Origin of the sequence: Nonomuraea longicatena (assembly GCF_039525605.1) — a bacterium.
In the GTDB taxonomy this organism is placed as follows: domain Bacteria; phylum Actinomycetota; class Actinomycetes; order Streptosporangiales; family Streptosporangiaceae; genus Nonomuraea; species Nonomuraea longicatena.
In genome coordinates this window covers 49,513-75,361 of the sequence record NZ_BAAAHQ010000038.1, presented here as the reverse complement: position 1 = coordinate 75,361, position 25,849 = coordinate 49,513, and the positions used below count along the sequence as shown (strand labels likewise).

Here is a 25,849-nt window from a genome sequence, read left to right as displayed (position 1 = left end):
CACCCAATTAACTGCCCCACGGGGTCAGCTGTCGGCGTCGAGGAGCCCGGCCGAGGCCGCCACCAGCGCCGTTCTCGTGGTGACCGACAGTTTGCGCATCGCGGCGCTCAGGTGCCGTTCGACCGTGCGCGGCGACAGGCTGAGGTCCTCGGCGATGCGCTTGTTGGTCCAGCCCTGGGCGGCCCTGGCGACGATCTCGCGCTCGCGCGGCGACAGGCGGTCGCCGTAACCCCTGCGGCCGCCGCGCCAGGGGCGGGCGACGCCGACGCCGTGGCCGCGCAACACGTGGGCGACCCGGTCGGCGTCCCAGCGGGCGCCGAGCGCCACGAACCCCTCCTGCGCCGCCGACCAGGCGGCCAGCGCCTGCTCCCGCCGGTCGGCGGCCAGGAGCGCGTGGCCCTGCCGTTCGGCCGTCAGCCACCGGTCGTACGGCCTGGGCAGTTCCTCCCACGCCAGCGCCGCCTGTGCGAACCGGGCGGCCGCCTCCTCCTCGGCGCCGGCGGCACGGGCGACGATGCCCCGGCAGACGAGCAGGGCGGCGGCGGGGGCGGGGGCATCGCGCCCGGCGAGCCCCGCCGCGAACGCCGACACCGTCGCCCGCGCCTGCGCCACCTGCCCGGTCGCCACCAGCGCGTCGAGGTGGACGGGCAGCGGGTCGGTCGCCCACAGCCACACGCCCTTGCCGACGATCACGTCCATGGCCCGCCCGGTGCAGGCGAGCGCGCCCGTCACGTCGCCCGCGTCCAGCAGGAGACGGCCCAGGGCGGCGTTCGGCGCGGTGAACGGGTCGGCGTGGCCGCTCGGCCCGACCGAGGCCAGGAGCCTGCGCAGCCGCCGCTCGGCGCGGACCCGGGCACCGGAGGCGAGATCGAGCTGACCTTGGAGCAGCGCGGCCTCCAGGCGGGTGCCCTGGTCGGCGGACTCGGACACGGCCAGTTCGCCGACGCGTTCGGCCAGCCCCGCCCATTCGCCCTGGTGCCAGGCCAGGCGGGCACGGCCGATGGCGACGGTGCCGTCCACGCGCCGGTAGCCGGTGTCCTCGACCAGTTCGGCGGCCGTGTCCAGCAGGCGGGCCGCTTCGGTGTGCCGTCCCCAGACGGTCGCGAGCTGGCCTATGGCGAGGCGGCCCCTGGCCAGCTCGCGGCGTTCGAGGCGGCTGTCGGCGGCCTCCGGCAGATCGGAGACGACCTGCCAGCCGTCGGCGTCGCCGAGCAGCAGCAGTGCGATGGCCAGGCTGTTGAGGCAGACCAGGCGTTCGGCGGGCGAGCGTACCTGGGCGAAGATGCGGACGGCCGCGTCCGCCCAGGCGCGGTGGCGGTCGGCGGGCCAGGCGGCGTTGAACGGGGTGGCGAGCAGCAGCATGGCCTGGGCGGCGAGGGTCGGGCGGTGCTCCAGTTCGGGAACGGCGGCCTCCAGGTCGGACAGCCCCTCCTCGTACTCTCCCAGGTGCAGTTTGAGGCGGCCGAGGCGCAGACGCAGCTCGCCGCGCTCGGCCGAGGGCAGTTCGGGGTCGGCCAGCGCCAGTCCCAGCGCGGCGCGGACCTTCCGGCCCAGCTCGGACAGCGGCTCGGCGCTGAGCGTGACCGCCTCGCCGAGCCTGCGGGCCAGCCGGACACGGCGTTCGAGCGGGTGCTCGGCGGTGGTCAGGAGTTCGTGCAGGGTGGCGACGGTGGTGTGGCCGTCGCCGGACTCCAGGGCCAGTTCGGCGCTGGCCTCGGCGTACTCGCTCCACGCGCCGACGTCGCCCGCCTCGCGGAAGTGCCTGCACAGCCGGACCACCGGCGGGTGCTCGCCGTCCCTGAGCGCCCGGCCCGCCCGCCGGTGGAGCAGGCGGCGCTCCGGCGCCGGGATCGCGTCGCCGACGGCGCGGGCGGCCAGGACGTGGCGGAAGCCGAAGGCGCCGCGCTCGACCTCGCGCATCAGGCCGCCGGCGAGCGCTCCGGCCAGGCCGTCCCGGGTGCCGTGCTCGTCGAGCCCGGCCACGGCGCCGAGCAGCGCCTCCTCCGCCGGCGCCGCCAGTACGGCGGCCGCCCGCAGGACCGCCCGCGTCTGCGGGGCCAGCCGCGCCACGCGTTCGAGCACGGAGTCCCGCACGGTCGGCGGCACGCTCAGCTCCTCCATGAGCCGTCTGCGCCAGCCGCTGTCCGAGCGGAAGATGTCGCGGCGCTCGCGCAGCAGCCGTACGGTCTCCTCCAGCGCGAACGGGATGCCGCCGGTGTGCTCGTGCAGGAAGGCGGCGAACCGCTCCGACACCTCGGGAGCCCCGAACATGGCCTCGACCAGCGCCCGCGTCTGGGGCACGTCCAGCGGCTCCAGGCTGACCCGGGCGGCGGGCGAGCGCGAGGTCAGCCGCAGCAGCGGCGAGCCCGGCGCCACGTCGAGCGGCCGGTAGGTGAGCACGAGCGCGTGGTCGCGGCTGCGCGAGGCGGCCAGCGTCAGCAGCCAGTCGAGGGTGGCGGGGTCGGCCCAGTGGGCGTCCTCGACGGCGATGATCTCGACGCCGAGCGCGCCGACGAGTTCGGTGAGGGCGCGGAAGAGCCGGTGCCTGGTCTCCCGAGGGTCGCGCAGCGCCTCCAGGGCGGGCGGCAGCAGCGCCGCCCACTCGGGGAACAGCGGGCGCAACGCCCCGGCCAGCGGGCTGAGCCGCAGGTCGGCCAGGCGCCCGTGGAAGGGGCGCAGCCCTTCGACCACCGCGCCCAGCGGGAACGGCTCTGCGAGCGGCGGGCAGGCCGCCACGAGCACCCGCCGCTCCCGCAGGCCGGGGGTGGCCAGGCACTCGTCGAGCAGGCGGGACTTGCCGATGCCCGCCTCGCCCTCCACGAGCACCAGCGCCCCGGCGCCCGAGAGGGCGCGGGTCACCGCCGCGAGGTCGGCCTCGCGGCCGATCATCTCCACCGCGTGCCCTACTTGAGCGCTCCGGTCGTCAGACCGGACTGGATCTGCCGCTGGAAGACCGTGTAGACGACCAGCATGGGCAGGATGGCCAGCGTCAGGGCGGCGAACAGGGCCGCCCAGTCGGCGTCGTAGCCCGCCGCCGTCGAGATGTCGGCGATGCCCTGGGTCAGCACCCACATGTCGCGGTCCTGGAGCAGCACCAGCGGCAACTGGTACTGGTTCCACTGGCCGAGCACGTTGAAGATGGTGATGCTGACCAGGCCGGGCCGGGCCATCGGCAGCATGATCTGGAAGAAGACCCGGGTGTGCGAAGCCCCGTCGACGCGGGCGGCCTCGGCGACGGCGTTCGGGAGCGTACGGAAGAAGGCCGCCAGGAAGAAGATCGTGAACGGCATCGAGTACGCGATGTAGACGAGCACCAGGCCCGCGTGGGTGTTGAGGCCGATGAACGGCCCGATCAGCGGCAGCGTGCCCATGTTCTGCACCACGAAGAACAGCGGCGTCAGCGCCAGGTAGACCGGGAAGGCCAGGCCGGAGACGAACAGCAGGTAGAGGGCGCGGTTGCCCCTGAACGGGTAGCGGGCCAGCACGTAGGCGCCCATCGCGCCGACGAGCATGGTGCCGAACGTGCTGAACGCGACGACGACCACGCTGTTGAGCATGTACTGCCCGATCTGCGCCTGCTCCCAGGCTCGGGCGAAGTTGTCCCAGCGCAGCGTGGCGGGCAGCCCCCACGCCTCGCCGAAGATCTCGTCCTCGCTCTTGACCGAGGCCAGGAACGTCCACACGATCGGCACCACGACCAGCGCCGTCCAGATGACCAGGGTCACGTGCGTCAGCACCGACAGCGGGCCCAGCCGCTTCTTGCGCTCGCGGCGGGCGAGCTTGCGCGAGTTGGCCGCCGTCCACGTCGTCGTTGCCATCTAGTACTCGATTCGTTCGCGGCGCGACAGGCGCAGGGACAGGAACGCGAAGCCGACGGTGAAGAAGAACATCACCACACCGAGTGCCGAGGCGTACCCGAAGCGGAAGTACTGGAAGGCGTTGCGGTAGATCTCGGCGGCCATCACGGTGGTGGAGTAGTCGGGCCCGCCGTGCTGGTCGGTCATCACCCAGACGATGGCGAACACGTCGAGGGCCAGGATGCCCAGGTAGACCCAGGCGACCTGGACGGTGTCCCACAGCAGCGGCAGCGTGACACGGAAGAACAGGCTGACCCGCCCGGCGCCGTCGATCTGCGCGGCCTCGAACAGGTCGCGCGGGATCGAGGCGAGCCCGGCGGAGAAGAGCACCACGTAGAAGCCGACGGCCTGCCAGACCATGACGCCGAGCACCGACCAGAACGCGATGTTCGGGTTCGACAGGAAGCCGACGGGTTCGAGGCCGAGCGCCATCAGCGGGCCGTTGAGCATGCCGCTGCCGTCCGGCCGGAAGACCTGCTGGAACAGCACCGCCACCACGGCCACGGCGAGCACCTGCGGGAAGAAGAACACCACCCGGTAGAAGCCGGAGCCCTTGATGCCCTCGGTGCCCTTGGCGCCGCCGACGTTGAGCAGGAAGGCGAAGAACAGCGCGATCACGATGGTGATCAGCGGCAGCAGCACCAGCAGCAGGCCGTTGTGCGTGACGGCCTTCCAGAACACCCCGTCGGACAGCAGGCGCCGGAAGTTGTCCAGCCCGACGAACGTGGGAGAGGCGCTCACGCCCCGCCAGTCGGTCATCGAGATGTAGAACGCCTGGACGTACGGCGCGATCACGTAGACGAGGTAGAGCAGGACCGGTGCCGCCAGGAACACGGTGATGAACAGTCCCCGGCGGTACCTCTCGGACAGGCGCATGTCAGCGCTTGTACTTCTTGATCGAGGAGTCGGCCTTGATCTCGTCGGCCTTCTTCTGCATGCGTTCGAGGAACTTGTCGGGGGTGATCCGGCCGCTCATGAGCTCACCGGTCGCGGCCGCCGACTCGTCCTTGAGCTGCAGGTACCAGGCGTTCCAGCGGAAGTAGACGGTGTTGTCGCCCGCCGCCGCGTAGGCGTCGGCGGCGCTCTTGACGCCGGTGCTCAGCTCCAGCCCCTCGCCCGCGCCCTTGACGGTCGGCACGGTGGAGACCATCTGCATGAACTGGCCCGCCGCCTTCACCGACAGCATCGCCCTCAGGTAGTCGATGCCACCCTGGGTGTTGGCGGCCTTGGCGGGGACGAGGTAGTTCTCGCCCGGCTGGGTGTGCAGGGCCCCGTAGGGCATCTTGTCGGCGGAGGTGACGTCCGGGATGGGGAACATCGCGTAGTCGAAGCCCTCGGGGGTGGTGCTGCGCTGCTCGTTCTCCAGCCAGGACGCCGACGGCAGCATGGCCACCTGGTACTTGTTCTGCGCGGTCTGTGTCTGTACGTGGTCGAGGCCGTTGGTGCCCTCCATGAGGTACTTCGCGCTGATCTCGGCCCAGCGGGTGGCCGACTCCTTCAGCGCCTCGGCCTTCCAGGCCCCGTCCTCCAGGTTGTCCAGGTTGCGCAGGACGTCCTTGCCGCCGATCTTGGCGGCCATCGTGAGGATCGGGTCGAGGGCGTAGCCCGGGTGCTTGCCCGCGTAGGTGAACGGGGCCATCTTGCCGGACTTCTTGATGGTCTCGCAGAGCTGCAGGAAGGCGTCCCAGGTCTTCGGAACCTCCCAGCCGTTGTCCTTGAACGCCTTCATCGAGTACCAGATGCCGTAGATGTAGTTGACGTACCCGACGACGTGGAACTTCCCGTCGTAGGTGCCGATCTCGATCACCGACGGGTCGAGTGTGTCCCTGACCTTGACCGACGGGTCGTCCCAGCTCTCCGCGTCGAGCAACGGGGCCAGGTCGAGGAGCTGGCCGTCCTGGGCGAGGGCGCCGAAGTCCATCGCGTTGGCGCCGGAGTTGTCGATGACGTCGGGCGGGTTGCCGCCGGCGAAGCGCGGCTGGAGGATCTTCGTGACCTCTTTGGTGAAGTTGTGCTTGACGGTCACGTCGGGGTACTTGGTCTTGAACAGCGGCTGGTGGATGTCGGTGGCGTACTTGTGGCCGAAGCCGCCGTCGAAGACCCACACCTCCAGCGACTTGGCGGCGCCCGGCGAGGCACCGGCCGTGGGCTGGGCCGCCGGGGTCGCACAGGCGGCCAGCGCCCCTGCGGCCGGGATGAGGGCGGCGCTGCGCAGCAGCGCCCGCCGGGACATGCGGGGGGTGTCGTTCACGGGCTTACATCTCCTTACGCTCCACGTCTGATCCGACCTGCGTAGCGGCTCTCCAGCGCCTGGTTGTGCGCGTCCCCGCCGGTCATGTTGACCGACAGGTAGACAGGGGGTGACTCGCCGAGGGCGACGAGTTCGTCGATCGCGGTGGTGACGACCATCTGCGCCAGCAGGGCCGAGGTGATCGTCGAGACCGCGCCGTAGGTGCCGCCGCCTTCGAGGGTGAGGACGGCGTCGCCGTACGGGGAGCCGTTGTCGAGCACCACGTCGGCGAGGTCCATGAGCTTGCGCCCGCTGGGGTGGCGGGAGGCCATCGCGGTGCTGTGCGCGACGGAGGTGATGGCGACGAGCGGGTGGCCGCGCTCCTTGACCAGCGTGGCCAGTTCGACGACGGTGCCGTTGACGCCGGAGCTGGAGACGAGCACGAACACGTCCTGCGGTTCGACCGGCGCCAGGTCGTAGATGCGGCGGGCCACCGTGGGGTCGCGCTCCAGCTCCGGGGTGAGGACGGAGGCCGGCTCGCCGCCGTAAAGGACCAGGTCGCGCGGGGAGAGGCGGTTGCTGGGCACCAGCCCGCCCGCGCGTCCGGCGATCTCCATGGCGATGGCCTCGGAGTGGCCGGAGCCGAAGGCGTTGACCACGCCTCCCGCGCGCAGCGAGGCGACGATCAGCGCGGCGGCCCGCCGCACCGGGTCGCGCTGGCTCTCGGCGACCTGCCCGGCCAGGTGCAGGGCCTGGCTTGCGTACGACATTCAGCCTCTTTCCACTCGGTGGCTCTCGACCGCGTTGATCGTCAGGTGGAACGCCTCGTTGGTGCGTTCGTAGGTGCGCTGGGCGACGGCGACGAACACCGCGTCCAGGACCAGGAGCTGGGAGTGGACGGCCGTGAGGCCGCCGAGCCGGAAGGCGGGCTCCCAGCTCGCCGTCGTCAGCACCAGGTCGGCGAGGTCGGCGAGCGGCGAGCGGGCGGAGGAGGTGACCGCGACCGCGGTGGCGCCGTGCCCGGACGCCTCGACCAGCGTCTCCATGACCTCGCGGGTACGCCCCCGGTGGCTGATGCCGACGGCGACGTCCCCCTCGGCGAGCAGTGCGGCGTCGGCCAGGGCGACGTGGGGGTCGCCGGTGCTCCAGACCGGGATGCCGATGCGGCGCAGCCGTCCTTCGAGCATGCTGGCGACGTTGGCACTGGTGGAGACGCCCACGAGCAGGACCCGGCGGGCGGCGACGATCGCCTCGGCGACCTCCGTCACGATGGCGGGGTCGAGCTGGGCGGCGGTGTCCTGGAGGATGCGGGCGTCCTCCTGGGCCATCACCTGGATCGCCGACTCGATGGGGTCGTCCGGGCCGATCTCGTGCCCGACCCCGGCGCCCCAGCCCGCCTGGGCGGCCCGGCCCATTTCGGTCGCGAGGGCCACGCGCAGTTCGGCGTATCCGGAGAACCCGAACGCGCGGCAGAAGCGGGTGACGGTGGCCGGGGAACTGCCCGCGCGCTCGGCCAGCGTGATGATCGTCGAGCGGGCGGCCTCGGCCGGGTCGTCCAGGATCACCTCTCCGACCCGGCGCAATGCCTCGGGCAGAGAGGGCAGTTCGGTCTCGACGCGTCTGAGGGCACCTGAAGTCACGAATATTCCTTCCGAATACTCGGTCTTCTGGCGAAAATTATTCTTGCTTCTCGGTCGAGTCAAGACCCACAATCAGGTTCGTGACAAATGCGCTCGTGATCGGTGTGGACGCCGGCGCGACCTCCACCCGCGTGTCGGTCCACCGGCTCGACGGCACCCGCGTCGGCTACGGCAGAGCGGGCGCGGGCAACCCCACCGCGCACGGTGTCCCCAAGGCCGCCGCCGCGATCGGCGAGGCGCTCACCCGGGCGCTCGACGGCCTCGACGCCGCCCGCGTCGTCGCCTCGCACGCCGGGGTCGCGGGGAAGACCGCGGGCGTGTTCGACGACTTCGACGCCGAACTCGCCCGGCTGTGGTCCGCGAGCGGCGTCGGCGGCCCGCTGGAGATCAGCGGCGACGTCGTGACCGCGTACGCGGCCGGCTCCCCCGAGCCCGACGGCACGATGCTGCTGTCCGGCACGGGCGCGATCGCGGCCCGGATCGTCGGCCACCGGCTCGACGCAACGGCCGACGGGCTCGGCTGGCTGCTCGGCGACGCCGGATCCGGCTTCTGGATCGGCCGCGCCGCCGCGAGCCGCGAGGTCGGCGCCCTCGACCGGGAGCTGCCCGCCGGGCTGCTCGGCGACCTCGTCACCGAGCACTTCCTGGGCGCGGCGCGCGGGGCGACGCCCAGGCTCACGGCCGCGCGGATCATCCAGCTCGCGCAGGCCGACCACATGCGGCTGGCCGCGCTGTCCGTGCTGGTCGGGCAGGCCGCCTCGGCGGGTGACCCGATGGCCTTGGTGATCACCCGCGAGGCGGCGGCGCACCTGGTGGAGACCGTCCGCCGGGTGCGCGTCGAGGGGCCGGTGGTGCTGGCGGGCAGCGTGCTCACCAACCCGGGCCCGGTGCGTCAGCGCGTCGAGGAACTGCTCGGCGCCTCGGTGGCCGTGCGCACGGCGGGCGACGCCGCCGGGGCCGCGGCGTGGCTGTCGGCCCGCGAAGGGCTCGGTGCCTCGGCCGCCGAGGCGCACGCGCGGTTCGTGGCTAGCCCTTGCTGACCTCGCTCTTCCTGCCGCCGTAGATCGGGTTCTTCGCCACCCGCTTCTCGGAGACGAGCAGCTTGACGACGCCCTGCCGCAGGTCCATGGCCTCCCACACCACCCAGTCCGCGCCGACCGGCCGATTCTGGTCCTTGGGGTTCGCACCGAAGCCTTGGCCGTCCGGGCTCGGTTCGATGATCTCGTAGACGATCTCCAGACCCCGGGCCTCGATCACCGGGCGGACCGTGCCCACGGTCTTCTCGTCCACCGGGTAGTCGGCGAGTTGCCCGCCCTCGTCGGTGGCGGTCGCGGGGTTCTGGTATGTCTCACCGGGCTCGGCCTGCCGACCTACCAGGAAGAAGTGCTCCGTCCCCACCCCGGAGACACCGATCACCAGGACGCAGTCCGGGCTCGTCAGCAGGCAGCCCGCCGGATCCGTGCCGAACCCGGTTCGGCCGCCCACCGCCCCGCCTCCGCTACCGCCCCTGATCAGGCTGCCCACCTTGTTCGGTGTGACGGGCACGCGGTCCAGCCGCACCTTGGCGCCCATCGCCGCGAACGCCTCCTCGTATCTCTTCTCGTTGGCCTGCATGTCCTTGATGCGGGCGCGGAGGGTGTCGCCGTCGCGCCACACCTCGATCGCCGAGTTCGCGTACGACTGCGACGGCCCGCCGTCCACCACGACCGGGGCGACCACCGCCGCCGTGGCCAGCACGCCCGTGATCGCGGCGGCCGTGAGCCAGCGGCCCCGGCGGCTGCGCCTCGGCTGCTCCGTCATGATCGAGGCCAGCAGCGTCCGGGCCCCCGCACCGGACGCGCGGCCGGACAGTTCCTCGTCGCGCACTCGTGCGAGGTGCTTCAAGTCGTTCATTTCGCCTCCGTCACGAGGTGGTGGGACGTCACTCCGGCCGCGCGGAGCGCGCGCGACAAGCGCTTGCGGGCGCGGTGGAGCCTGATGCGTACGGCGTTGCGGGAGACGCCGAGGACCTTCGCCAGTTCGGCGTGGTCCAGGCCCTCCCAGGCGACCAGCGACAGCAGTTCGCGGTCGCCGTCGGACAGCTCGCGGAACGTGCGGGCGATCGTGCTCAACTCCACGGCCGAGTCGGGGTCGTGGGCGTACAGATCGGCCACGTCCGCGTCGAGTTCCGCGCTGTGGTGCTGTCTGCGCACCCGGCCTCTGCGGTGGTTGGCCAGGGTTTTGCGGGCTATGCCGTACAGCCACAGGCGGGCCTCGTCGCCGTCCGGCAGCGCGTGGACGCGGCGCCAGGCGGTGGCGAAGGTCTCGGCCACGACGTCGGCCGCGTCCTCCGGGTCCTCGCAGCGGCGGACGGCGTAGCCGAGTATCTGTTCGTAGGTCGCGGCGTAGACGCTCGCGAACCGCTCAGCTTCGGTGGTCACACTCTGTCCATGTCGCGGGGATCGCCGGCATTTCACCCGTCTGCGGTGAGGAGGGCGGCGCTGCCGTACGAGCCGCCGAAGCCGGTGATCAGGGCGACCTCGCGGTCCTGCCTCAGCTCGCGGACGGCCTGGGCGACGTTGTTGAGGCCGTGCACGTAGCCCTCCGACAGCAGCCCGCCGTGGCGGTTGACCCAGTCGTGGCGGCGTTCGAGCAGGTAGGGGCCGGGATCGTCGGCCAGGCCGAAGTCCGTGAGCTGCCTCGGCACCAGCCAGGAGTAGGCGTCGTACAGGAGCGCGGTGTCCACGTCCACGGGCTTCAGGTGGGTGCTGCCCCACAGCGCGGGGGCGACGTACGAGGAGAAGATCGCGCTCACGTCGGCGGCGCGGTCCATCGCGGAGCAGCCGGGACCGCCGCCGCGCGCCACCGCGCGCACGCGCGGGCCGTCGAGGACGCCGCTCACGACGAGGGCGCAGGCGCCGTCGGTCTCCTGGCAGCAGTCGACGGTGCGGAGCGGGGTGCAGACGTACGGCGCCGCCAGGTAGTCGGACAGGGGCAGGGGATCGCGGCGCAGGGCGCGGGGGTTGGTGGCGGCGTTGGTGCGAGACTGGGCGACGACGGCGTGCAGGTGCCGCTCGGTGAGGCCGGTGTCGTGGAGGTAGCGGGTGGCGGCGAGGGCGAACATGGGGACGGGTCCGGCCATGCCGTGGCGCCGCGCGTCGGGCGGTCCGGTGGGAAGCCGGTTGACCCGTTGCCCGGATCGCCCATTCAACGCCCGATAGACCAGGATATTTCGTGCTAAACCGGCTTGTATGAGGAGAGCGGCGTCTCCCAGGATGGAGGCCGTCTGGGTGCCGCCGCCCGCTATGTCGTTGTGCCAGCCGAGGTGGTCGAGGTCCAGGGCGCGGGCGACCTGGATCACCGGGGCCGAGTCGCCCAGGTGGTAGCTGAGGATCGCGTCCACGTCGCGGGGTTCGATGCCGGCGTCGGCGCACGCGGCCCGGCAGGCCGCGACGGCGAGATCCTCTTCGGTACGGCCTGAGGCCCGGGTGAGCGCGGTCATGCCGATCCCGGCGACGGCCGCCTGCCCGGTGAACGGCGTCGGGTTCCTCGGCATGGCGCTGCTCCTCTGACCGGCTGCCGTCACGGTAGCCCGGGCGCCCATTGCGGGCAAGCGCTTGTTCGGTCAGGCGATGACGTGACTCTCCCCGCCGTCCACCAGGATCGAGACCCCGTTCACGAACGAGGCGCGCGCACTGGCCAGGAACGCCACCACGTCCCCCACCTCCTCCGGGCGCCCGATCCGCCCGACGGGGACCGCCTCGCCGCGTCCGGCCAGGCCGTCGCCGGCCAGTTCACGCAGCCGGTCGGTGTCGATCGGACCCGGCAGCACGTTGTTGACCAGCACCCCGTCGCGGCCCACCTCGCGTGCGAGCGTACGGACGACTCCGGCGACCGCTGCGCGGGTGGCGTTCGACAGCGCCAGCCCGTCGATGGCCTCGCGCACCGACCTGCTGGTGATCGTCACGATCCGGCCCCAGCCGCGCGCCCGCATCTCGGGGAGTACGGCGTGCACCAGCCGTACCGTGCCGAGGAGGTTGCGCTGCACCGCCACGTCCCAGTCGGCGAGGCCGACGTCCACGAACCGGCCGGCGGGCGGGCCCCCGGCGTTGGCGACCAGGATGTCGACCGGGCCGACCACGTCACGCGTCTCGGCCACCACCCGGACGGCCGCGGCGGGGTCCTCCACGTCGGCGAGGACGGCGTGGACGATGCCGCCGAACTCCTGTAGCTCCACGACGGCGTTCGCGAGGCGTTCCGGGTTGCGGGCGCTGACGCAGAGATGCGCGCCCTCGCGGGCCAGAGACTTGGCCGCCGCCAGCCCGATGCCCGCACTGCCCCCGCTGACCAGGGCGACCTTGCCCGCGATACCGAGATCCATAGGGGCGACTATAGGCCCAGGCGAGCGAGCTGGGCCGAGTTGAGCCCGCCGTGAGCACCAACGCCCCCACGTCCACAGGCGTGAGCGCGGGAAGGGTTCGGCTACAGCGAGCAACTGCGGGCGAGTCCCTGCGGCACACGATGCTCCCGCAGGGAATCTCTGCGATCCCCCCGGACAGGACCGTTATGGCTGTGCGGGAGTGATGTCAGTGTGCGGGAAATCCTCGCCTTTGAAGAGCAAGGGCTGATCGAGGTCCTTGGCGAGGGCGTAGGCGAAGCAGTCACCCATGTTGAGTTTGGCCTTGGAGTGGTTGCCCTTGCCATATGTCTGGTACGCCCGACGCGCGATCCTGGCCTGATTGGGTGTTACAGGCTCGACGATAAGACCCATCTCGTTGACGAGCGTGTCGAAAGCGTCACGCATGGCCTCACCGCGATTGTCGGCCACGATGGCCGCTTCGACGTAGTTGACAGCTGAGATACGACATACGGCCGCGGCGATGGCCTGAGCGAAGTGGACGGCTTCAGGCTCCCCGTTGATGACGGCGATGATGGCGCTGGAATCGATGATCATGCGGGAAGGCCGGTGTCCGGGTCGTACAGGTCTTCAACGGACAGCCGGTCCTGACCGAGGCGAGTTCGCATGTCGGCGGCAACGCTCAGGATGCGCTCGGCTCTGTCGGCGGCTCCGGAGCGTCGTTCCAGCGCATCCAGACGGCGTTCGAGCACTTGAGCGGCGTGCTGGGTTTCCTCGGCCAGCCGGATGACCCGGCGGGCGAGGTCATGAATGGGCTCGTGTTCGAGGTCCACGCTCACCGTCGCTCGACTCCTTCGGTCGCGTTACCTGAGGTGCATCTTCAGCGTAGCCGGTGGCCAAGCCCTTTCTCGCGCCGACAAGTGGCATCCGACCGCGTCACGGCGTTTTCGTCGAACCGGGCTACGGGTTCTCCTCAGACCTGATGCCGACGTCGTGGACGATGCCGCCGAACTCCTGGAGCTCCATGACGGCGTTCCTGGTTGCGCGCGCTGGCGCAGAGGTGCGGGCATCGGGCCAGGGATTTGGCCGCCGCCGGCCCGATGCCCGCACTGCCCCCGCTGACCAGGGCGACCTTGCCCGCGATACCGAGATCCATAGGGGCGACTATAGGCCCAGGCCCTGCTCTGTTCCCGTCCGTGCGGCCACGGACCCGTGCCGTCGCAGACTCGCGCCGCGGGGCGGAGCGGCCCGAACACCGTGCCTGAAGCTCCGATAGCGTCGGGGGATGCGGCTTCATGTGGGATGTGCGATGTGGACGCTCGCGCCATGGCAAGGGCGGTTCGTGCCGCATCCGCTGCCGCCGACCGAGCGGCTGCGGGCGTACGCGGGCTGGTGCAACGCCGTCGAAGGCAACACCACCTTCTACGCCACCCCGGCGCGCGGCACCGTCGAGACGTGGGCGGCACAGACGGACCCCGACTTCCGGTTCGTGATCAAACTGCCCAGGACGATCACGCACGAGCGGCGGCTCAGCGGAGCCGCTACCGAGCTGACGGCCTTCCTCGACGCGGTCGAGCCGCTGGGGAGCCGGGAGCACGCGTTGTGGGTGCAGTTGCCCGGGTCGTTCGGGCCCGGCGATCTGGGGGTGCTCGCGGGGTTCCTGCGGCAGCTGCCCGAGGGGCGCCGGGTGGCGGTCGAGGTGCGGCACCGGGACTTCTTCACCGACGACCGTACGGCGGCGCGACTGGAGCACGTACTGGGTGCGGTAGGGGCGGAGTGGGTGCCGTTCGACACGGTGGCGCTGTTCCAGCAGCCGCCGACCAGCGACGCCGAGCGAGAGGCGTGGACCAAGAAGCCTCGGCTGCCGAGAAGGGCGCGGGCGCTCACCGGGTGGCCGATCGTGCGGTACATCGGGCGCGATGACGCCGATCAGACGGTCGAAGGGTGGGCGTTCTGGGTGGAGACGGTCGTCGGCTGGCTGCGCGAGGGCCGCTCGCCGACCGTCTTCATCCACACGCCGGACAACGCGGAGGCGCCGCCGTTGGCTCGCAGGTTCCATGAGGAGGTGCGGGTACGGGTACCCGACCTGGCGCCGCTGCCCACGCCGGAACCGGTCGAGCCGCTCACCTTGTTCTGAGGTCGGCGCACTCGACAAGCTCCAGCGGCGCCGAGCCGGTCAGCCCTGCGCTGCGGGCCGGCCAAGGAGGTGGGCGGACTCCGACTCCTGGACGAGGCGACGGAGGGCGTCGAATGCTCTGCCGTACAGGACGGTGCCCAGGACCAGCGCCTCCACGGCGGCGTCCCGAGGGCCGTCGAACGGGACCTTGCTCATCTCCACCTCCGTGACCAGCCGATTGGCCGCCTCGGCATACGGTCGCAGGTCGGCCTTCATGCCGAGGTGTCGCATGCGGACGAGGATCTCGGTCAGTTCGGCGCGGGCGGGCGCGCGGGCGTGGATGTCCCAGCCGTATTCGTCCACCAGGTCGTCCACCTCGGCGGCGGCCTGCTCCCAGGCTTCGGAGGCTTCAGGGGCGACGGCCGGGGAGAGGGCGTACTGAGCGGTCCCGAGCATCCTGTGAACGGGCATGGTCTCGTCCTCGACGGCGGCGATGATCTGCTTGATTCCCGCCACGGGAAGCTTGCCGACCTCCAGCAAGGCCCGGATCAGGCGAAGACGGCGCAGGTGGGAGTCGTCGTAGTCGGCACGGGTGGCGGCGAGTTGCTCGCCCGGGTGGAGGAGTCCTTCCCGCAGGTAGTACTTGACCGTCGGCAGGGCGACGCCGGACCGGGCGCTCAGCTCCGAGATACGCATCACTAGATAATAGCGCTATCCGACAGTGCCGCCACCCGCAGCACCCGCCCGCGCCGCCCCAAGGGGCGCCCACCCCGACCATGACCCTGGCGCCGCACCAGGCGCTCGCGCACGCCGACCGCGGCACGCCATGTCATGCCCTCTGTCTCGCCACACTACCGATAGAACGATCAACGCACGGAGCGGAACGCCGCCGGCCTGGACACCATCGCCCGGATCCTGCCCAGCGACTGCTGCGGGCCCGCCAGGACACGATCACCCTTCCGAGTCGGCCCGGGTACGGGAAGCCGGTGTCAGGCTGTCGGTGAGGGCGCCGGTCAAGACGGCGTCGAGGAGTCCCGGGTAGCGCGCGTCGAGATCCTCGCGGCGGAGGGTGAGGAGGTTCTCCCTGCCGGAGGGCCGCTGCCAGATGACACCGCTCTCGCGCAGCACCCGCCAATGGTGCGTCATGGTCGACTTCGCCGTGACACCCAGGACGTTCAGCAGACTCGTGCAGTTGTGCTCGCCTCCGGCGTCGAGCAGCCGGACGACCTCCAGACGCAGGTGGTTTCCCATTGCCGACAGGACGTCTTCGACACGGATCTGATCGCGATCGGGATGACGGACGCTCATAGTCCCACCGTACCGCGACATACGAACAATCCGGCGCCACCCGCTTGCGAACTGTACGACTGTACGTAAAACTACGTACAGTCTTTCGGAGAGCCGCCCGTCCCACCGACGGCCGTAGTCCCGAACAGCACCGACGAAGGGCGCCCCATCACATGTCCCATTCACCCATGCCGCACGGGCAGACCCCGAGCGGCGCCAAGCGACGTCTCGGCTGGACCTTGGCGCTACTGGCCCTCGCCCAGCTCATCTATGCGCTCGACCTGAACATCGTGTTCGTCGCACTCCCCCAGATCGGTTCCGACCTGGGCTTTCCCGGACAGACCCAGCAGCTGGTGGTCAGTGCCTACGTCGTCTTCGCCGGCGGCTTCCTGTTGTTCGGCGGCCGCGCGGCGGACCTGCTCGGCCGCCGCCGCCTCTTCGTCCTCGCCCTCGCCCTGTATGCCGTCTCCTCGCTGGCGGGCGGCCTGGCCGACAGCCCCGAGGTCATCATCGCCGCCCGCGCCGTCCAGGGCATCGGCGGCGCACTGCTGCTGCCGTCCACCCTCGCACTGATCAACACCTTGTTCGCCGAGGGCCCCCAGCGCAATCGGGCTCTCGCGATCTGGGGCGGCGCCGGCGCCAGCGGCCTGACCGTGGGCGCGCTGCTCGGCGGCCTGCTCACCGAGAATTTCGGCTGGCCCGCCGTCTTCTATGTCAACGTCCCGCTCGCCGTGCTCGTCGCGGTGGCGGCCTTGTTCGCCATCCCGCCGGACCCGGCGCGGCGCGAACGCCGGAGGTTCGACGTCCCAGGAGTCCTGAGCGTCACCGCCGGATCGACCCTGTTGGTCTTCGCCCTGGTCCAAGGCCCCGAAGTGGGCTGGGACAGCCCACTGGTGATCGGCGCCCTGCTCCTGGCTGTGATACTGCTCGCGATCTTCGCGATCGTCGAGGCTCGCAGCGCCGACCCGCTGATGCCGTTCCGGCTGTTCCGCAACCGCAGCCTCACGGTCGGCATGGCCGTCACCTTCATCTACATGGCCACCTTCGGCGTGCTGCCGTACTTCCTCACCGTCCTGATGCAGAACGTGCACGGCTACAGCGCCCTGCAGACCGGACTGGCCTTCCTCATCCCTTCGCTGGCCATCGCCGCCGGCACTCAACTCGGCGAGCGTCTGACCACGCGGTCCGGCGCCCGGGCCACCCTGCTGACCGGCTTCGCCACCGGTATGGTCGGGACGGCGGCGCTCGCCTTCGGTTTCGGCGCCGACGCCGGGTACGGGCTGCTCGTGCCCGGGCTCGTCGTCTCGGGTATCGGGCAGGGCATCGTCTGGACCGCCATGTGGATCACGGCCGCGACGGGCACCGCCGCCCATCAGCAGGGCGTCGCCAACGGGATCGCCTCCACCGCTTTCAACATCGGCAACGCCATCGGTCTGGCGGTCTTCGTCGCCATCGCCGACCTCGGCGTCGACGGCCAGACCGGCCACGCGCTACGGACCGCCATCGCCGACGGCTCCGTACTCGTGGTGCTGCTGGTGGCGGCCGCGATGATCACGGGCATGCTCGTCACACTCGCCCTACGGCGGCCCGCCAAGACCATGACCGTCACCAACCCGCCGGAACCCACACAGGATCGAGCCATCCGCTGAACCACGTCGGAAGTGCGAATCGTCCGGTTCGGACCGGAACCCCTGCCGATCGGACGGCGACAGGCCGTACCTCCTGCCCATGAGTCAGCGATCGACCCCGGGATGCAGGAGTTTGGCGAGAATCGCGCTCAACTGGCCGCGCTCGTCGAGGGTGAGGGCCTGGAAGGTGTCCTCAAGGAAGGCGGGGATCGAGGCTTGGGCCTCGGCGAGCCGCGCTCGGCCCGAGTCGGTGATGGTGACGGCGTACGAGCGCCGGTCGCGGGGGTTGCGTTCCCTGCGGGCGTGGCCCGCCCGCTCCAGCTCATCGCAGATGCCGACCATGACGCTGCGGTCGATCCGGAGTTCCTCGCTGAGTGTCTGCTGGGAGCAGGGGCCGACGACGTCGAGCATCTGGAGCACGAGATGCTGCCCGACCCCGAGCCCTTCCCCGGCGGCATGCGCCTCGGCCGCGCGGGACACGGCGGCCGAGGCCCGGCACAGCGCGATGTCCAACCGCTCGGCGGCGAGTTGCGGAAAGTAGGCCGCCCCGCGATCCGTCGTCCTGGTCGTCGTCGCCATCACTCTCCCCTTGCGTTCAGCCGTCAGCCTATCGCAAACCCATCTCCACGCAGACTGTTTGACAGCAGATTATTTGTGGCCATACGGTCTAAATCATCTGTCCACCAACTGTCTGCATGCAGACGGAGGGTGATCGTGACCCGACGTCGGCCGCCAACTGGTGGACGAGACGGCGAGCATGTCCCGCACCCACTGCTCGAAAGAGGCATATCGTGACGCTGGATCTCACCCCCGACGAGTTGCTGAGCACCACTCGCGCGGTGCGCAAACGCCTCGACCTCACCCGCCCGGTCCCGCGCGAGCTGATCGAGGAGTGCGTGGACCTGGCCGTGCAGGCACCGACCGGGCGCAACCGGCAGCGCTGGCACTTCATGGTCGTGACCGAGCCCGAGCAGCGGCGGGCCGTGGCCGACATCTTCCTCCGCGCCCTCCCCCTGGCCACGGGGCAGCCGCTGACCGAAGGCGACGTGCGCAGGATGAACCACCGTTCCGGCTCCACCGAGCGGGTCTTCGACGGCCTGCGGCACCTGGCCGACAACATCCACCGGGTGCCCGCGTTCGTCATCCCGGGCGTGGAGGGACGCACCGACCGAGCCCCGGCGACCGTACAGGCGGGGACGTGGGGATCGATCCTGCCCGCAGTGTGGAGTTTCATGCTGGCCGCTCGGGCGCGCGGCCTGGGCACCGTGTGGACCACCGCGCAAGGGCCGCTCGAACGCGAGTTGGCCAGGGTGCTCGGCGTACCGTACGACGAGGTGATGCTGGCGGCCTTCATCCCCCTGGCCTTCAGCATCGGCACCGGCTTCAAGCCCGCTCACCGCATCCCCCGCAAGGAGGTCCTGCACTGGGAACGGTGGTGAGCCGGCCGCACCCGGCCGGGGATGTCACGGGCGGTGACGGCTCAACGCGGAAGTCACCCGTTCAGCGGCGAGAAGTTCCACACGCGCGCGGCAACCGTCAGAGGAGGCCCGGCCGCAGATCGCTCACTGAGGCGGACGCGCGCGACCGTACTTCTGAGTTCGACACTTTCCGCGTTCGACACCTCTGAGTTCGACACCCCTGAGTTCGACACCCCTGAGTTCGACGCTTTCCGAGTTCGACGCGGACGGCTACGTCAACAAGGTCCGGACGACGGTGTCGGCGAAGGCTTCGTTCGTGTCGGGGAGGTCGACGAAGGCCGACAGGTGCGCCCGCTGGTAGCAGGCGCCCATGAGGAGTACGGCGAGAGCGTCGCAGTCGGCGCCGGGTCGGACACGTCCCGCCTGTTGCTCACCCCACAGGATGGCGCCGAGGGCCCTGATCGGCATGTGCGGCCCCAAGTTGTTGGCGGCCAGCATCTCACGGAACCCGGCCATCAACGCGGGCTCGGTCATGACGCCCGCCGCCGTGGGGATGGAGTTGGTGTAGAACTCCACGGCCGCCACGGCGAACTCGGTCAGGTTCGCGGCCAGATCCCCCGTGCCCGCCGAGTCGCCCAGCCGCTTGAGCGCGGGCGCCAGCACGGGTGCGTGTTCGAGGATCACGGCGAGGACGAGGGATTCCTTGCCGTCGAAGTGCTTGTACAGGAGCGCTTCGGAGCAACCGGCCAACTGGGCGATGCGCTTGGTGGTCGCGCCCGCTATGCCGTACTCGCGAATGGCCCGCTCTGTGGCGGCGACGATGCGCGCCCTCGTGTCCCCGGCTTGACGGTGAGTAGGCACTCACTCATCATAGTGGTTAGTGAGTACTCACTAACCACTCGTACGCACCTTGCCCAGGCACCCCTCCCACACGGGCGAGCGCCTCGCCCACGTGGGCGTGCTACCTCGCCCGCACGGCAGGCGCCCGTCCCTGCGGCGGGAGCCCTCTCCCGCACGGGCGGACGCCCGACCGCGTGGCAGGTGCTGTCCGCACGGACGGGCCCCGGCTCGCACGGGCGGACGCCCGGCCGCGTGGGAGGGCGGTCTCCGCACGGGCGGGCCCCGGCTCGCACGGGCGGACGCCCGGCCGCGTGGGAGGGCGGTCTCCGCACGGGCGGGCCTCGGCTCGCCCGTGCGGGCGCCGGTCCCTAGGGCAGGGGCGCCGGCCCGAGCGGGCAGGTGCCACGTCCGCACGGGCGAGCGCCCGGCCACACCGGCGGGAGCTTCGCCCACGCGGCGGGAGCCACGTCCGTGCGGGCGGGAGCCGCGTCCGTGCGAACCGGGCCCGGCCGTGTGGGCGGGTGTCCGTGCGTGTGGCGGGTGCACGGGCGCGGGTGGGGCGTGGAGCTCTCCGCTGCGCCGGTGAGAAGCAGAGTTCGACAGTCAGGGACGGGCGGAATCAGATGGGGGTCGGGATGAGGCTGACGGTGTTCGGTGCGACGGGGGGCACGGGGCGGCTGGTGGTGCGGCGGGCGCTTGAGGAGGGGCATCTCGTCACCGCCGTCGCTCGCCGGCCGGAGGCGGTGGACGAGCAGCATCCGGGGTTGGAGGTGGTCAAGGGGGACGTCATGGACCCACGGACCCTCAAGATCGCCACCGACACCGACGCCGTCGTGTACCTGGTCGGGCCCACCGGGTTCGGGAGCACGGCCGTGTACACGCGAGGTGTCGAGAACACGGTGGAGGCCATGACGGCGGCCGGGGTGAAGCGCGCGGTGATCGTCACGAACGGGCTGGTCAACACGCCGTCGGACGGGTTTCCGCAGCGGTTGCTCAAGATGGTGCTGCGCAGCACGGTGCTGAAGGGTTCGTACGACGACCACGTCCGGCTGCAGAAGATCGTCCACCGGCTCCCGCTGGACTGGACCGTGGTCCGGCCGCCTCGGCTGCTCGACTCCCCCGCTCGCGGGGTCTATCGGACGGCGCTGGACGTCGGGTTGAGGAACGGGCTCGCGATCGGCCGGGCGGATCTGGCCGACGCGGTCCTCCAGGTGGTGGGCGACCCCAAGACCTACCGGCACGCCGTGGACGTCGCGTACTGACCCCGGACTGATCCGGACTGCCCCCGGACTGCCCCCGGACTGCCCCCGGACTGATCCCCGGGCTGATCCGGACTGATCCCGGGCTGATCCGGACTGCCCCCAGGCTCGGCCGTGGGCAGAGTGATGGTTCGAGGTCCCCACAGGGTCCGTATGGGCGGTGGAATCGGCGAGGGGCGGTCGGGGTGGGCGAGAGCGATGGGCCGGCAGGCACCGGTAGTTGACCAGAGGTACCGGTGTGGGATGGGCGGGAGCGGCCGGACCCCGGGTGGACAAGGCATGACATCCTTCCCTTAAGAAGCATGGGGAAGGCAGGGGCATGGACAAGCCGGTCATCGTGACGGTCGACGACGACCCCGGCGTCTCGCGAGCCGTGGCTCGCGATCTCAGGCGCCGCTACGGTCAGCAGTACCGGATCGTCCGGGCCGAGGCGGCCGACCAGGGCATGGCGGCAGTCCGGGAGATGCGGCTGCGGGGCGACGACGTGGCGGCCATCCTGGCCGACTACCGGATGCCGCAGATGAACGGCGTGCAGTTCCTCGAAGCCGCCATGGACATGTACCCGTACGCCCGGCGCGTCCTGCTGACCGCGTACGCCGACACGGACGCCGCCATCCAGGCGATCAACGTGGTGGACCTCGACCACTATCTGCTGAAGCCGTGGGATCCGCCGGAGGAGAAGTTCTACCCGGTCATCGACGACCAGTTGGACGCCTGGCAGCGGGCCGACCGCCAGGAGCGGGCCGAGCTCCGGGTCGTGGCCGACCGGTGGTCGGCGCCGTCGTACGCGGTCAGGGACTTCCTGGCGAGGAACCAGGTGCCGTACCGGTGGATGCTGTCCGACGACCCCGATGCGACGCAGCTCATCGCGGCGGCGGGCCAGGACTGCAGACTGCCGCTGGTGGTCACGGCCGACGGCACGACGCTGGAGTCCCCCGACCAGGAGACGCTGGCGACGGCGGTGGGCCTGTCGACGAGCCCGGCGACGGACTTCTACGACCTGATCGTGATCGGCGGCGGCCCGGCGGGGCTGGGCGCGGCGGTGTACGGCGCGTCGGAGGGCCTGCGGACGATGCTCGTGGAGTCGCTGGCGACGGGCGGCCAGGCGGGTCAGAGCTCGCGGATCGAGAACTACCTCGGCTTCCCCGACGGCGTCTCCGGGGCCCAGCTGGCCGACCGGGCGCGGCGGCAGGCGCTGAAGTTCGGCGTGGAGTTGCTGACGGCCAGGAAGGTGACGCGGCTGGAGGCGCACGGGCAGGCCCGGGTGGTGGGTTTCCAGGGTGGCGGCGAGGTGGCGGCGCACTCGGTGATCCTGGCGACGGGGGTGAGTTACCGCAGGCTGGACGCTCCCGGCCTGGAGGACTTCGTGGGCAGGGGCGTCTTCTACGGCGCGGCGCTGACGGAGGCCCCCTTGTGCCAGGGCAGCGAGGTGTGCGTCGTGGGCGCGGCGAACTCGGCCGGGCAGGCGGCGGTCTATCTGGCGGGATTCGCGAGCAAGGTCCACTTGTTCGTACGAGGTGAGGGCCTGGAGGCGTCCATGTCGCATTACCTCATCGAGCAGATCGCCGCGCTTCCGAACGTGGAGGTGCACGTCCAGACGCAGGTGAGCGCCGCGCACGGCGACGACCACCTGGAGCGGGTGACGGTGGCGACGAAGGGGGAGGAACGCGACGTCGACACCCAGTGGCTGTTCGTGTTCATCGGCGCCGAGCCGTACACCGACTGGCTGGGCGAGACCGTGGAACGGGACGGGCGCGGCTTCGTGCTGACCGGCCCCGACCTGGTGCAGGGCGGTAAGCGCCCGCGCAACTGGACGGCGCGGCGGGAGCCGTACTTCCTGGAGACGAACGTGCCCGGCGTGTTCGCGGCCGGGGACGTGCGCGCGGACTCGATCAAGCGGGTGGCCTCGGCCGTCGGCGAGGGGGCGATGGCCGTCTCGCTGGTCCACCGGTACCTGGAGAAGCAATGAGCGTTGACATAGCCGAGCTGCGCAAGCTCTTCCTGTTCGAGCGGCTCGACGACGGCCAGCTGACGAAGCTGGCGGAGAGCGGGAAGATCGTCGAGTTCGGCCCGGACGAGAACATCGTGACGCAGGGCGAGCCGGCGGAGTGCCTCGCCGTACTGATCTCCGGTGAGATCCAGATGGTGCAGCAGACCGTCAGCGCGGGGACGGTGGTGATGCCGAGGGTGTCGCAACCCGGCGTGTACGGCGGCGCCGTCGCGGCCTATCTCGGCGACCGCGCCCCGCAGACCTACCAGCACACGCTGCGGACGACGGCGCCGTGCCGGGTGTTCATACTGCCGGCGAAGAAGTTCGCGCAGATCGTGGCCGAGTGGTTCCCGATGGCGATGCACCTGCTGGACGGCATGCTGTCGGGCGGCAGGATGGCCAGGGAGGTGATCGACCGGCGCGAGCGGCTGACCGCGCTCGGCACGATCACCGCGGGGCTGACGCACGAGCTGAACAACCCGGCGGCCGCGGCGGTGCGGGCGGTGGGCGAGTTGCGGCAGCTCACGAAGGAGTCGCGGATCCAGCTCGCGCAACTGGCCGAGGACGGGATCGCGCCGCAGAAGCTCCGCCACCTGATCGAGATGGCCGACAGGTGCGTGTCGGCGGTGGGCAGACTGCGGGCGCGTACCCCGCTGGAGGTGTCGGACGCGGAGGACGCGCTCGGGGAGTCGCTGGAGGACCTGGGCGTGGAGGACGCGTGGGACCTCGCGCCCGCGCTGGTGAACGCGGGCTTCGACGACAGCAACCTGGACAAGGTGATCGACCAGGTGGGCCGGGAGTACGCGCCGGGGGCGCTGCGCTGGCTGGCGGACGCGGTCGAGATCTCGCAGATGCTGAACGAGATCACCGAGGCCACCGAGCGCATCACCAAGCTGCTGAAGGACGCCAAGCAGTACTCGCAGATGGACCGGGCGCCGTTCCAGATGGTGGACGTGCACGAACTGCTGGACAGTACGATCACCATCTTCCGCGGCAAGATCGGCCCGGGGATCTCGGTGGTGACCGACTACGACCGGACGGTGCCGCAGATCCCCGCGTACGCCGGCGAGCTCAACCAGGTGTGGACGAACCTCATCCACAACGCCCTCGACGCGATGGGCGCGGAGGGCACGCTGACGATCAGGACCGTGCACGACGCCGACTGGGCGATCGTCGAGATCGGCGACACGGGTCCGGGCGTGCCGGAGGCGATCAGGGAGCGCATCTTCGAGCCGTTCTTCACGACGAAGGCGGTCGGCGAGGGCACCGGTCTGGGCCTGGACATCTCCTACCGGATCGTCGCGGGCCGGCACGGGGGCGAGATCAGGTGCCGGTCCGTGCCGGGTGACACGTGGTTCGAGGTCCGGCTGCCGCTGCGGGAGAACTCTCAGGTCTGACAGCCGGAGCGGGTCCAGAGCTGCCAGTGCCGGCTCCTGCGGACGAGCGTCCAGCCCTGGGGCGGGGCGGCGGCGTCCGGCTTGACGATGGCGGAGCAGGCGTCGGCGGGCGGGGTGTCTCCCTCGAACCGCTGGAGGGGGCTCCACGAGACGAACCACTGCATGGGCGTGTGGACACCCCAGTGCACCTCGCGCGCGATGGCGACGGGGCCGTGCCGGGGCGGCTCGGGCAGCCAGCCGGGTCCGCTGGGCGCGGCCTTGGGGGCGAGGTGGGCGACGAAGGCGAGGTTCGGGACGGCGAGGGCGGCGGCCAGCAGCGCCGTACCCCACTGGCGCCGGGTGAGGGTACGGGCGGCGATCGCGGCAGCGGCGAGGCCGGCCAGCAGGAGGAGGGCGATCGCCATGGTGCGGCCCAGGTCGAGGCGGTCGTTGAGCCGGGTGAGGAAGATGACCTCGGGGAAGTCGAAGGCGATGAAGGTGTAGCGGGTGAGGCGGTCGCCGGCGTGCCAGGCGGCCAGCGCGCCCATGGCCACGGTGAGGGCCGCCGCCGCACCGGTGGCGGCGAGGACGGCGCGGCGGGCGGCGCGGGCGAGGACGGCGATGCCCGCGACGGTCCAGGGGACGGCGACGGCGGCGAGGTAGCGGCCGTAGACGTAGTTGCCGACACGGTGCTCGTCGGGGAGGGCGGCGGCGGAGGTGTAGGCGATGCCGAGGGTGACGATCAGCAGGGCGGCGGCCACGACCAGGAGGGCGAGCCGTCCCGGCACGGCGCTACCCCGGGCGCGGATGAGCAGCGTGCGGGCCAGGAGCGTGCGGACGAGCAGGGCGAGGGCGGCGACCAGGCCGAGGGCGGCCAGGCCCCAGGTGCCGACGCCGAGGTACCAGATCTGCCCGGCGGCGCCGGCGAGCGCTCTGGCCTGGCCGTCGAGGCTGGTCATGCGCTGCATGGCCTGGCCGGACAGGTCGCGGGTGCCGCCGGAATAGAGGGTTGCGGCGAGGTGGGCGTTGAGCGCCAGGCCGAGTCCGGCGGCGAGGGCGGCGGAGCCGAGGGCCCAGAGGGCGGCGGGGCGGGGCAGCCGCCTGAGGATCAGCAGGGCGGTGACGGCCAGGACGAAGGTCACGAAGACGATGGTGCCGCGCAGGTGGATCGACAGTGCCAGGCCCGACAGCAGGCCGCAGGCGACGGCGGGCGCGGCCGTGCCCCGGTCGACCAGGTCGTACAGGGCGAGAAGCCAGGCGAGGACCAGCGTCGGCAGGACGGCGTCGACGAGCGCGAGCCCGGCGAAGACGACGACGGCCGGGGACAGTCCTGCGGCGAAGCCGAGGACGAGGGCGGGGCGCAGGGCCAGGCCGAGGCGGCGGAGCAGTGCGTAGGCAAGGGGGAAGGCGGCGGCGGAGACGGCCGAGCCGATCGCGGAGATCGCGCGGTAGGCGGTGACGGAGTCGTCGGTGAACCAGAAGACCGGGACGAGGAACAGCGGGTAGCCGCCTCGGTAGAAGGTGTGGCTCGACATGTCGCCGCCGACGCCGCCCGCGAACAGGCGGGCGGCGAGCAGGTAGCCGGTCTCGTCGGGGTTGGCGACCGGGCCGGTGGAGTAGCGGGTGATCCAGAGCCGGACGAGAAGCTGGACCCCCCACCCGACGACCAGCAGCCACGGCAGCGCCCGGAACCTGCGGGGCGCGGGGGCGGTCGGGGTGGGGCGGGTGAGAAGCGCGGTGCCGTCCATAGGACGGCAATTGCACCGTCCGGCCGCTAACGCGCCCGTCACCCGATGTGGTTACGCCCGCGTTAGGTGCGGGCCCGATAGAAGCCCATCCCCTACGGCACAGCCGTCCTGACCGCCACCCGCC

Annotated in this window: 24 protein-coding genes; 7 read left to right on the top strand and 17 right to left on the bottom strand. The window is 71.4% G+C overall.

From position 1 onward, the window contains the following. Positions 1–24: 24 nt before the first annotated feature. From ABD120_RS30080 to ABD120_RS30055, 6 genes are read right to left on the bottom strand one after another with little or no spacing between them, the layout of a single operon-like run. The gene (locus tag ABD120_RS30080) at positions 25–2,889 is read right to left on the bottom strand and encodes an ATP-binding protein (RefSeq protein WP_343953589.1); all 2,865 of its coding nucleotides are present in this window, start codon (positions 2,887–2,889) and stop codon (positions 25–27) included. A 14-nt stretch (positions 2,890–2,903) separates the two neighbouring features. Continuing rightward, complete coding sequence (locus ABD120_RS30075) at positions 2,904–3,818, bottom strand: carbohydrate ABC transporter permease (protein WP_343953542.1); 915 nt, start codon at positions 3,816–3,818, stop codon at positions 2,904–2,906. Further along, a complete protein-coding gene (locus ABD120_RS30070; RefSeq protein WP_343953541.1) occupies positions 3,819–4,733 on the bottom strand; it encodes a carbohydrate ABC transporter permease in 915 nt (304 codons plus the stop codon). Between the two features lies 1 nt (position 4,734). Beyond that, on the bottom strand, positions 4,735–6,108 hold the full coding sequence (gene ngcE / locus ABD120_RS30065) for an N-acetylglucosamine/diacetylchitobiose ABC transporter substrate-binding protein (RefSeq protein WP_343953540.1): 1,374 nt from the start codon (positions 6,106–6,108) through the stop codon (positions 4,735–4,737). Positions 6,109–6,122: 14 nt separating this feature from the next. Beyond that, entirely contained in the window at positions 6,123–6,857 is a 735-nt protein-coding gene (locus ABD120_RS30060) for a sugar isomerase domain-containing protein (RefSeq protein WP_343953539.1), read from the bottom strand. Continuing rightward, positions 6,858–7,727: a MurR/RpiR family transcriptional regulator gene (locus ABD120_RS30055; RefSeq protein ID WP_343953538.1), complete on the bottom strand. Its 870-nt coding sequence runs from the start codon at positions 7,725–7,727 to the stop codon at positions 6,858–6,860. It lies immediately after the preceding gene. A gap of 80 nt (positions 7,728–7,807) precedes the next feature. Between ABD120_RS30055 and ABD120_RS30050 the strand changes: the two genes are divergently transcribed. Further along, the gene (locus ABD120_RS30050; RefSeq protein WP_343953537.1) at positions 7,808–8,767 is read left to right on the top strand and encodes an N-acetylglucosamine kinase; all 960 of its coding nucleotides are present in this window, start codon (positions 7,808–7,810) and stop codon (positions 8,765–8,767) included. Here the strand turns inward: ABD120_RS30050 and ABD120_RS30045 are convergent. From ABD120_RS30045 to ABD120_RS30020, 6 genes are all read right to left on the bottom strand, one after another. Next, positions 8,754–9,620, bottom strand: coding sequence for a hypothetical protein (locus tag ABD120_RS30045; RefSeq protein ID WP_343953536.1), 867 nt, complete (start codon positions 9,618–9,620; stop codon positions 8,754–8,756). The two genes, ABD120_RS30050 and ABD120_RS30045, sit on opposite strands and share 14 nt — an antisense overlap. After that, the gene (locus tag ABD120_RS30040) at positions 9,617–10,147 is read right to left on the bottom strand and encodes an RNA polymerase sigma factor (RefSeq protein WP_343953534.1); all 531 of its coding nucleotides are present in this window, start codon (positions 10,145–10,147) and stop codon (positions 9,617–9,619) included. The genes ABD120_RS30045 and ABD120_RS30040 overlap by 4 nt, the downstream gene beginning before the upstream one ends. 32 nt (positions 10,148–10,179) lie before the next feature. Then, positions 10,180–11,262: a beta-ketoacyl-[acyl-carrier-protein] synthase family protein gene (locus ABD120_RS30035; protein ID WP_343953533.1), complete on the bottom strand. Its 1,083-nt coding sequence runs from the start codon at positions 11,260–11,262 to the stop codon at positions 10,180–10,182. Positions 11,263–11,331: 69 nt separating this feature from the next. After that, on the bottom strand, positions 11,332–12,087 hold the full coding sequence (locus ABD120_RS30030) for an SDR family oxidoreductase (RefSeq protein WP_343953532.1): 756 nt from the start codon (positions 12,085–12,087) through the stop codon (positions 11,332–11,334). Between the two features lie 183 nt (positions 12,088–12,270). Then, positions 12,271–12,660, bottom strand: coding sequence for a type II toxin-antitoxin system VapC family toxin (locus ABD120_RS30025; protein ID WP_343953531.1), 390 nt, complete (start codon positions 12,658–12,660; stop codon positions 12,271–12,273). Next, positions 12,657–12,902: a hypothetical protein gene (locus ABD120_RS30020; protein ID WP_343953530.1), complete on the bottom strand. Its 246-nt coding sequence runs from the start codon at positions 12,900–12,902 to the stop codon at positions 12,657–12,659. The genes ABD120_RS30025 and ABD120_RS30020 overlap by 4 nt, the downstream gene beginning before the upstream one ends. A gap of 446 nt (positions 12,903–13,348) precedes the next feature. Here ABD120_RS30020 and ABD120_RS30015 point away from each other — a divergent pair, with 446 nt between their 5' ends. Then, positions 13,349–14,200: a DUF72 domain-containing protein gene (locus ABD120_RS30015; protein WP_343953529.1), complete on the top strand. Its 852-nt coding sequence runs from the start codon at positions 13,349–13,351 to the stop codon at positions 14,198–14,200. A gap of 39 nt (positions 14,201–14,239) precedes the next feature. Here ABD120_RS30015 and ABD120_RS30010 read toward each other — a convergent pair whose 3' ends face one another. Further along, positions 14,240–14,875, bottom strand: a complete 636-nt coding sequence (locus tag ABD120_RS30010) for a MerR family transcriptional regulator (RefSeq protein ID WP_343953528.1) — start codon at positions 14,873–14,875, stop codon at positions 14,240–14,242. A 255-nt stretch (positions 14,876–15,130) separates the two neighbouring features. Continuing rightward, entirely contained in the window at positions 15,131–15,487 is a 357-nt protein-coding gene (locus ABD120_RS30005) for an ArsR/SmtB family transcription factor (protein WP_343953527.1), read from the bottom strand. Positions 15,488–15,654: 167 nt separating this feature from the next. Here ABD120_RS30005 and ABD120_RS30000 point away from each other — a divergent pair, with 167 nt between their 5' ends. Continuing rightward, entirely contained in the window at positions 15,655–17,115 is a 1,461-nt protein-coding gene (locus tag ABD120_RS30000; protein ID WP_343953526.1) for an MFS transporter, read from the top strand. 84 nt (positions 17,116–17,199) lie between these two features. On the opposite strand, the gene ABD120_RS29995 is transcribed toward ABD120_RS30000, so the two are convergent. Further along, positions 17,200–17,673 carry a MarR family winged helix-turn-helix transcriptional regulator gene (locus tag ABD120_RS29995; protein WP_343953525.1) on the bottom strand — a complete coding sequence of 158 codons (474 nt, stop codon included), beginning with the start codon at positions 17,671–17,673 and terminating at the stop codon, positions 17,200–17,202. Positions 17,674–17,885: 212 nt separating this feature from the next. Between ABD120_RS29995 and ABD120_RS29990 the strand changes: the two genes are divergently transcribed. Continuing rightward, entirely contained in the window at positions 17,886–18,533 is a 648-nt protein-coding gene (locus tag ABD120_RS29990; protein WP_343953524.1) for a nitroreductase family protein, read from the top strand. Between the two features lie 249 nt (positions 18,534–18,782). On the opposite strand, the gene ABD120_RS29985 is transcribed toward ABD120_RS29990, so the two are convergent. Then, on the bottom strand, positions 18,783–19,373 hold the full coding sequence (locus ABD120_RS29985) for a TetR/AcrR family transcriptional regulator (protein ID WP_343953523.1): 591 nt from the start codon (positions 19,371–19,373) through the stop codon (positions 18,783–18,785). Positions 19,374–19,987: 614 nt separating this feature from the next. Here ABD120_RS29985 and ABD120_RS29980 point away from each other — a divergent pair. From ABD120_RS29980 to ABD120_RS29970, 3 genes are all read left to right on the top strand, one after another. Continuing rightward, positions 19,988–20,614, top strand: coding sequence for an NAD(P)-dependent oxidoreductase (locus ABD120_RS29980; protein ID WP_343953522.1), 627 nt, complete (start codon positions 19,988–19,990; stop codon positions 20,612–20,614). Between the two features lie 316 nt (positions 20,615–20,930). Beyond that, on the top strand, positions 20,931–22,580 hold the full coding sequence (locus tag ABD120_RS29975) for an NAD(P)/FAD-dependent oxidoreductase (protein ID WP_343953521.1): 1,650 nt from the start codon (positions 20,931–20,933) through the stop codon (positions 22,578–22,580). Beyond that, the gene (locus ABD120_RS29970; RefSeq protein WP_343953520.1) at positions 22,577–23,998 is read left to right on the top strand and encodes an ATP-binding protein; all 1,422 of its coding nucleotides are present in this window, start codon (positions 22,577–22,579) and stop codon (positions 23,996–23,998) included. The genes ABD120_RS29975 and ABD120_RS29970 overlap by 4 nt, the downstream gene beginning before the upstream one ends. Here ABD120_RS29970 and ABD120_RS29965 read toward each other — a convergent pair. Then, entirely contained in the window at positions 23,989–25,725 is a 1,737-nt protein-coding gene (locus ABD120_RS29965) for a hypothetical protein (RefSeq protein ID WP_343953519.1), read from the bottom strand. The two genes, ABD120_RS29970 and ABD120_RS29965, sit on opposite strands and share 10 nt — an antisense overlap. Positions 25,726–25,849 lie beyond the last annotated feature (124 nt).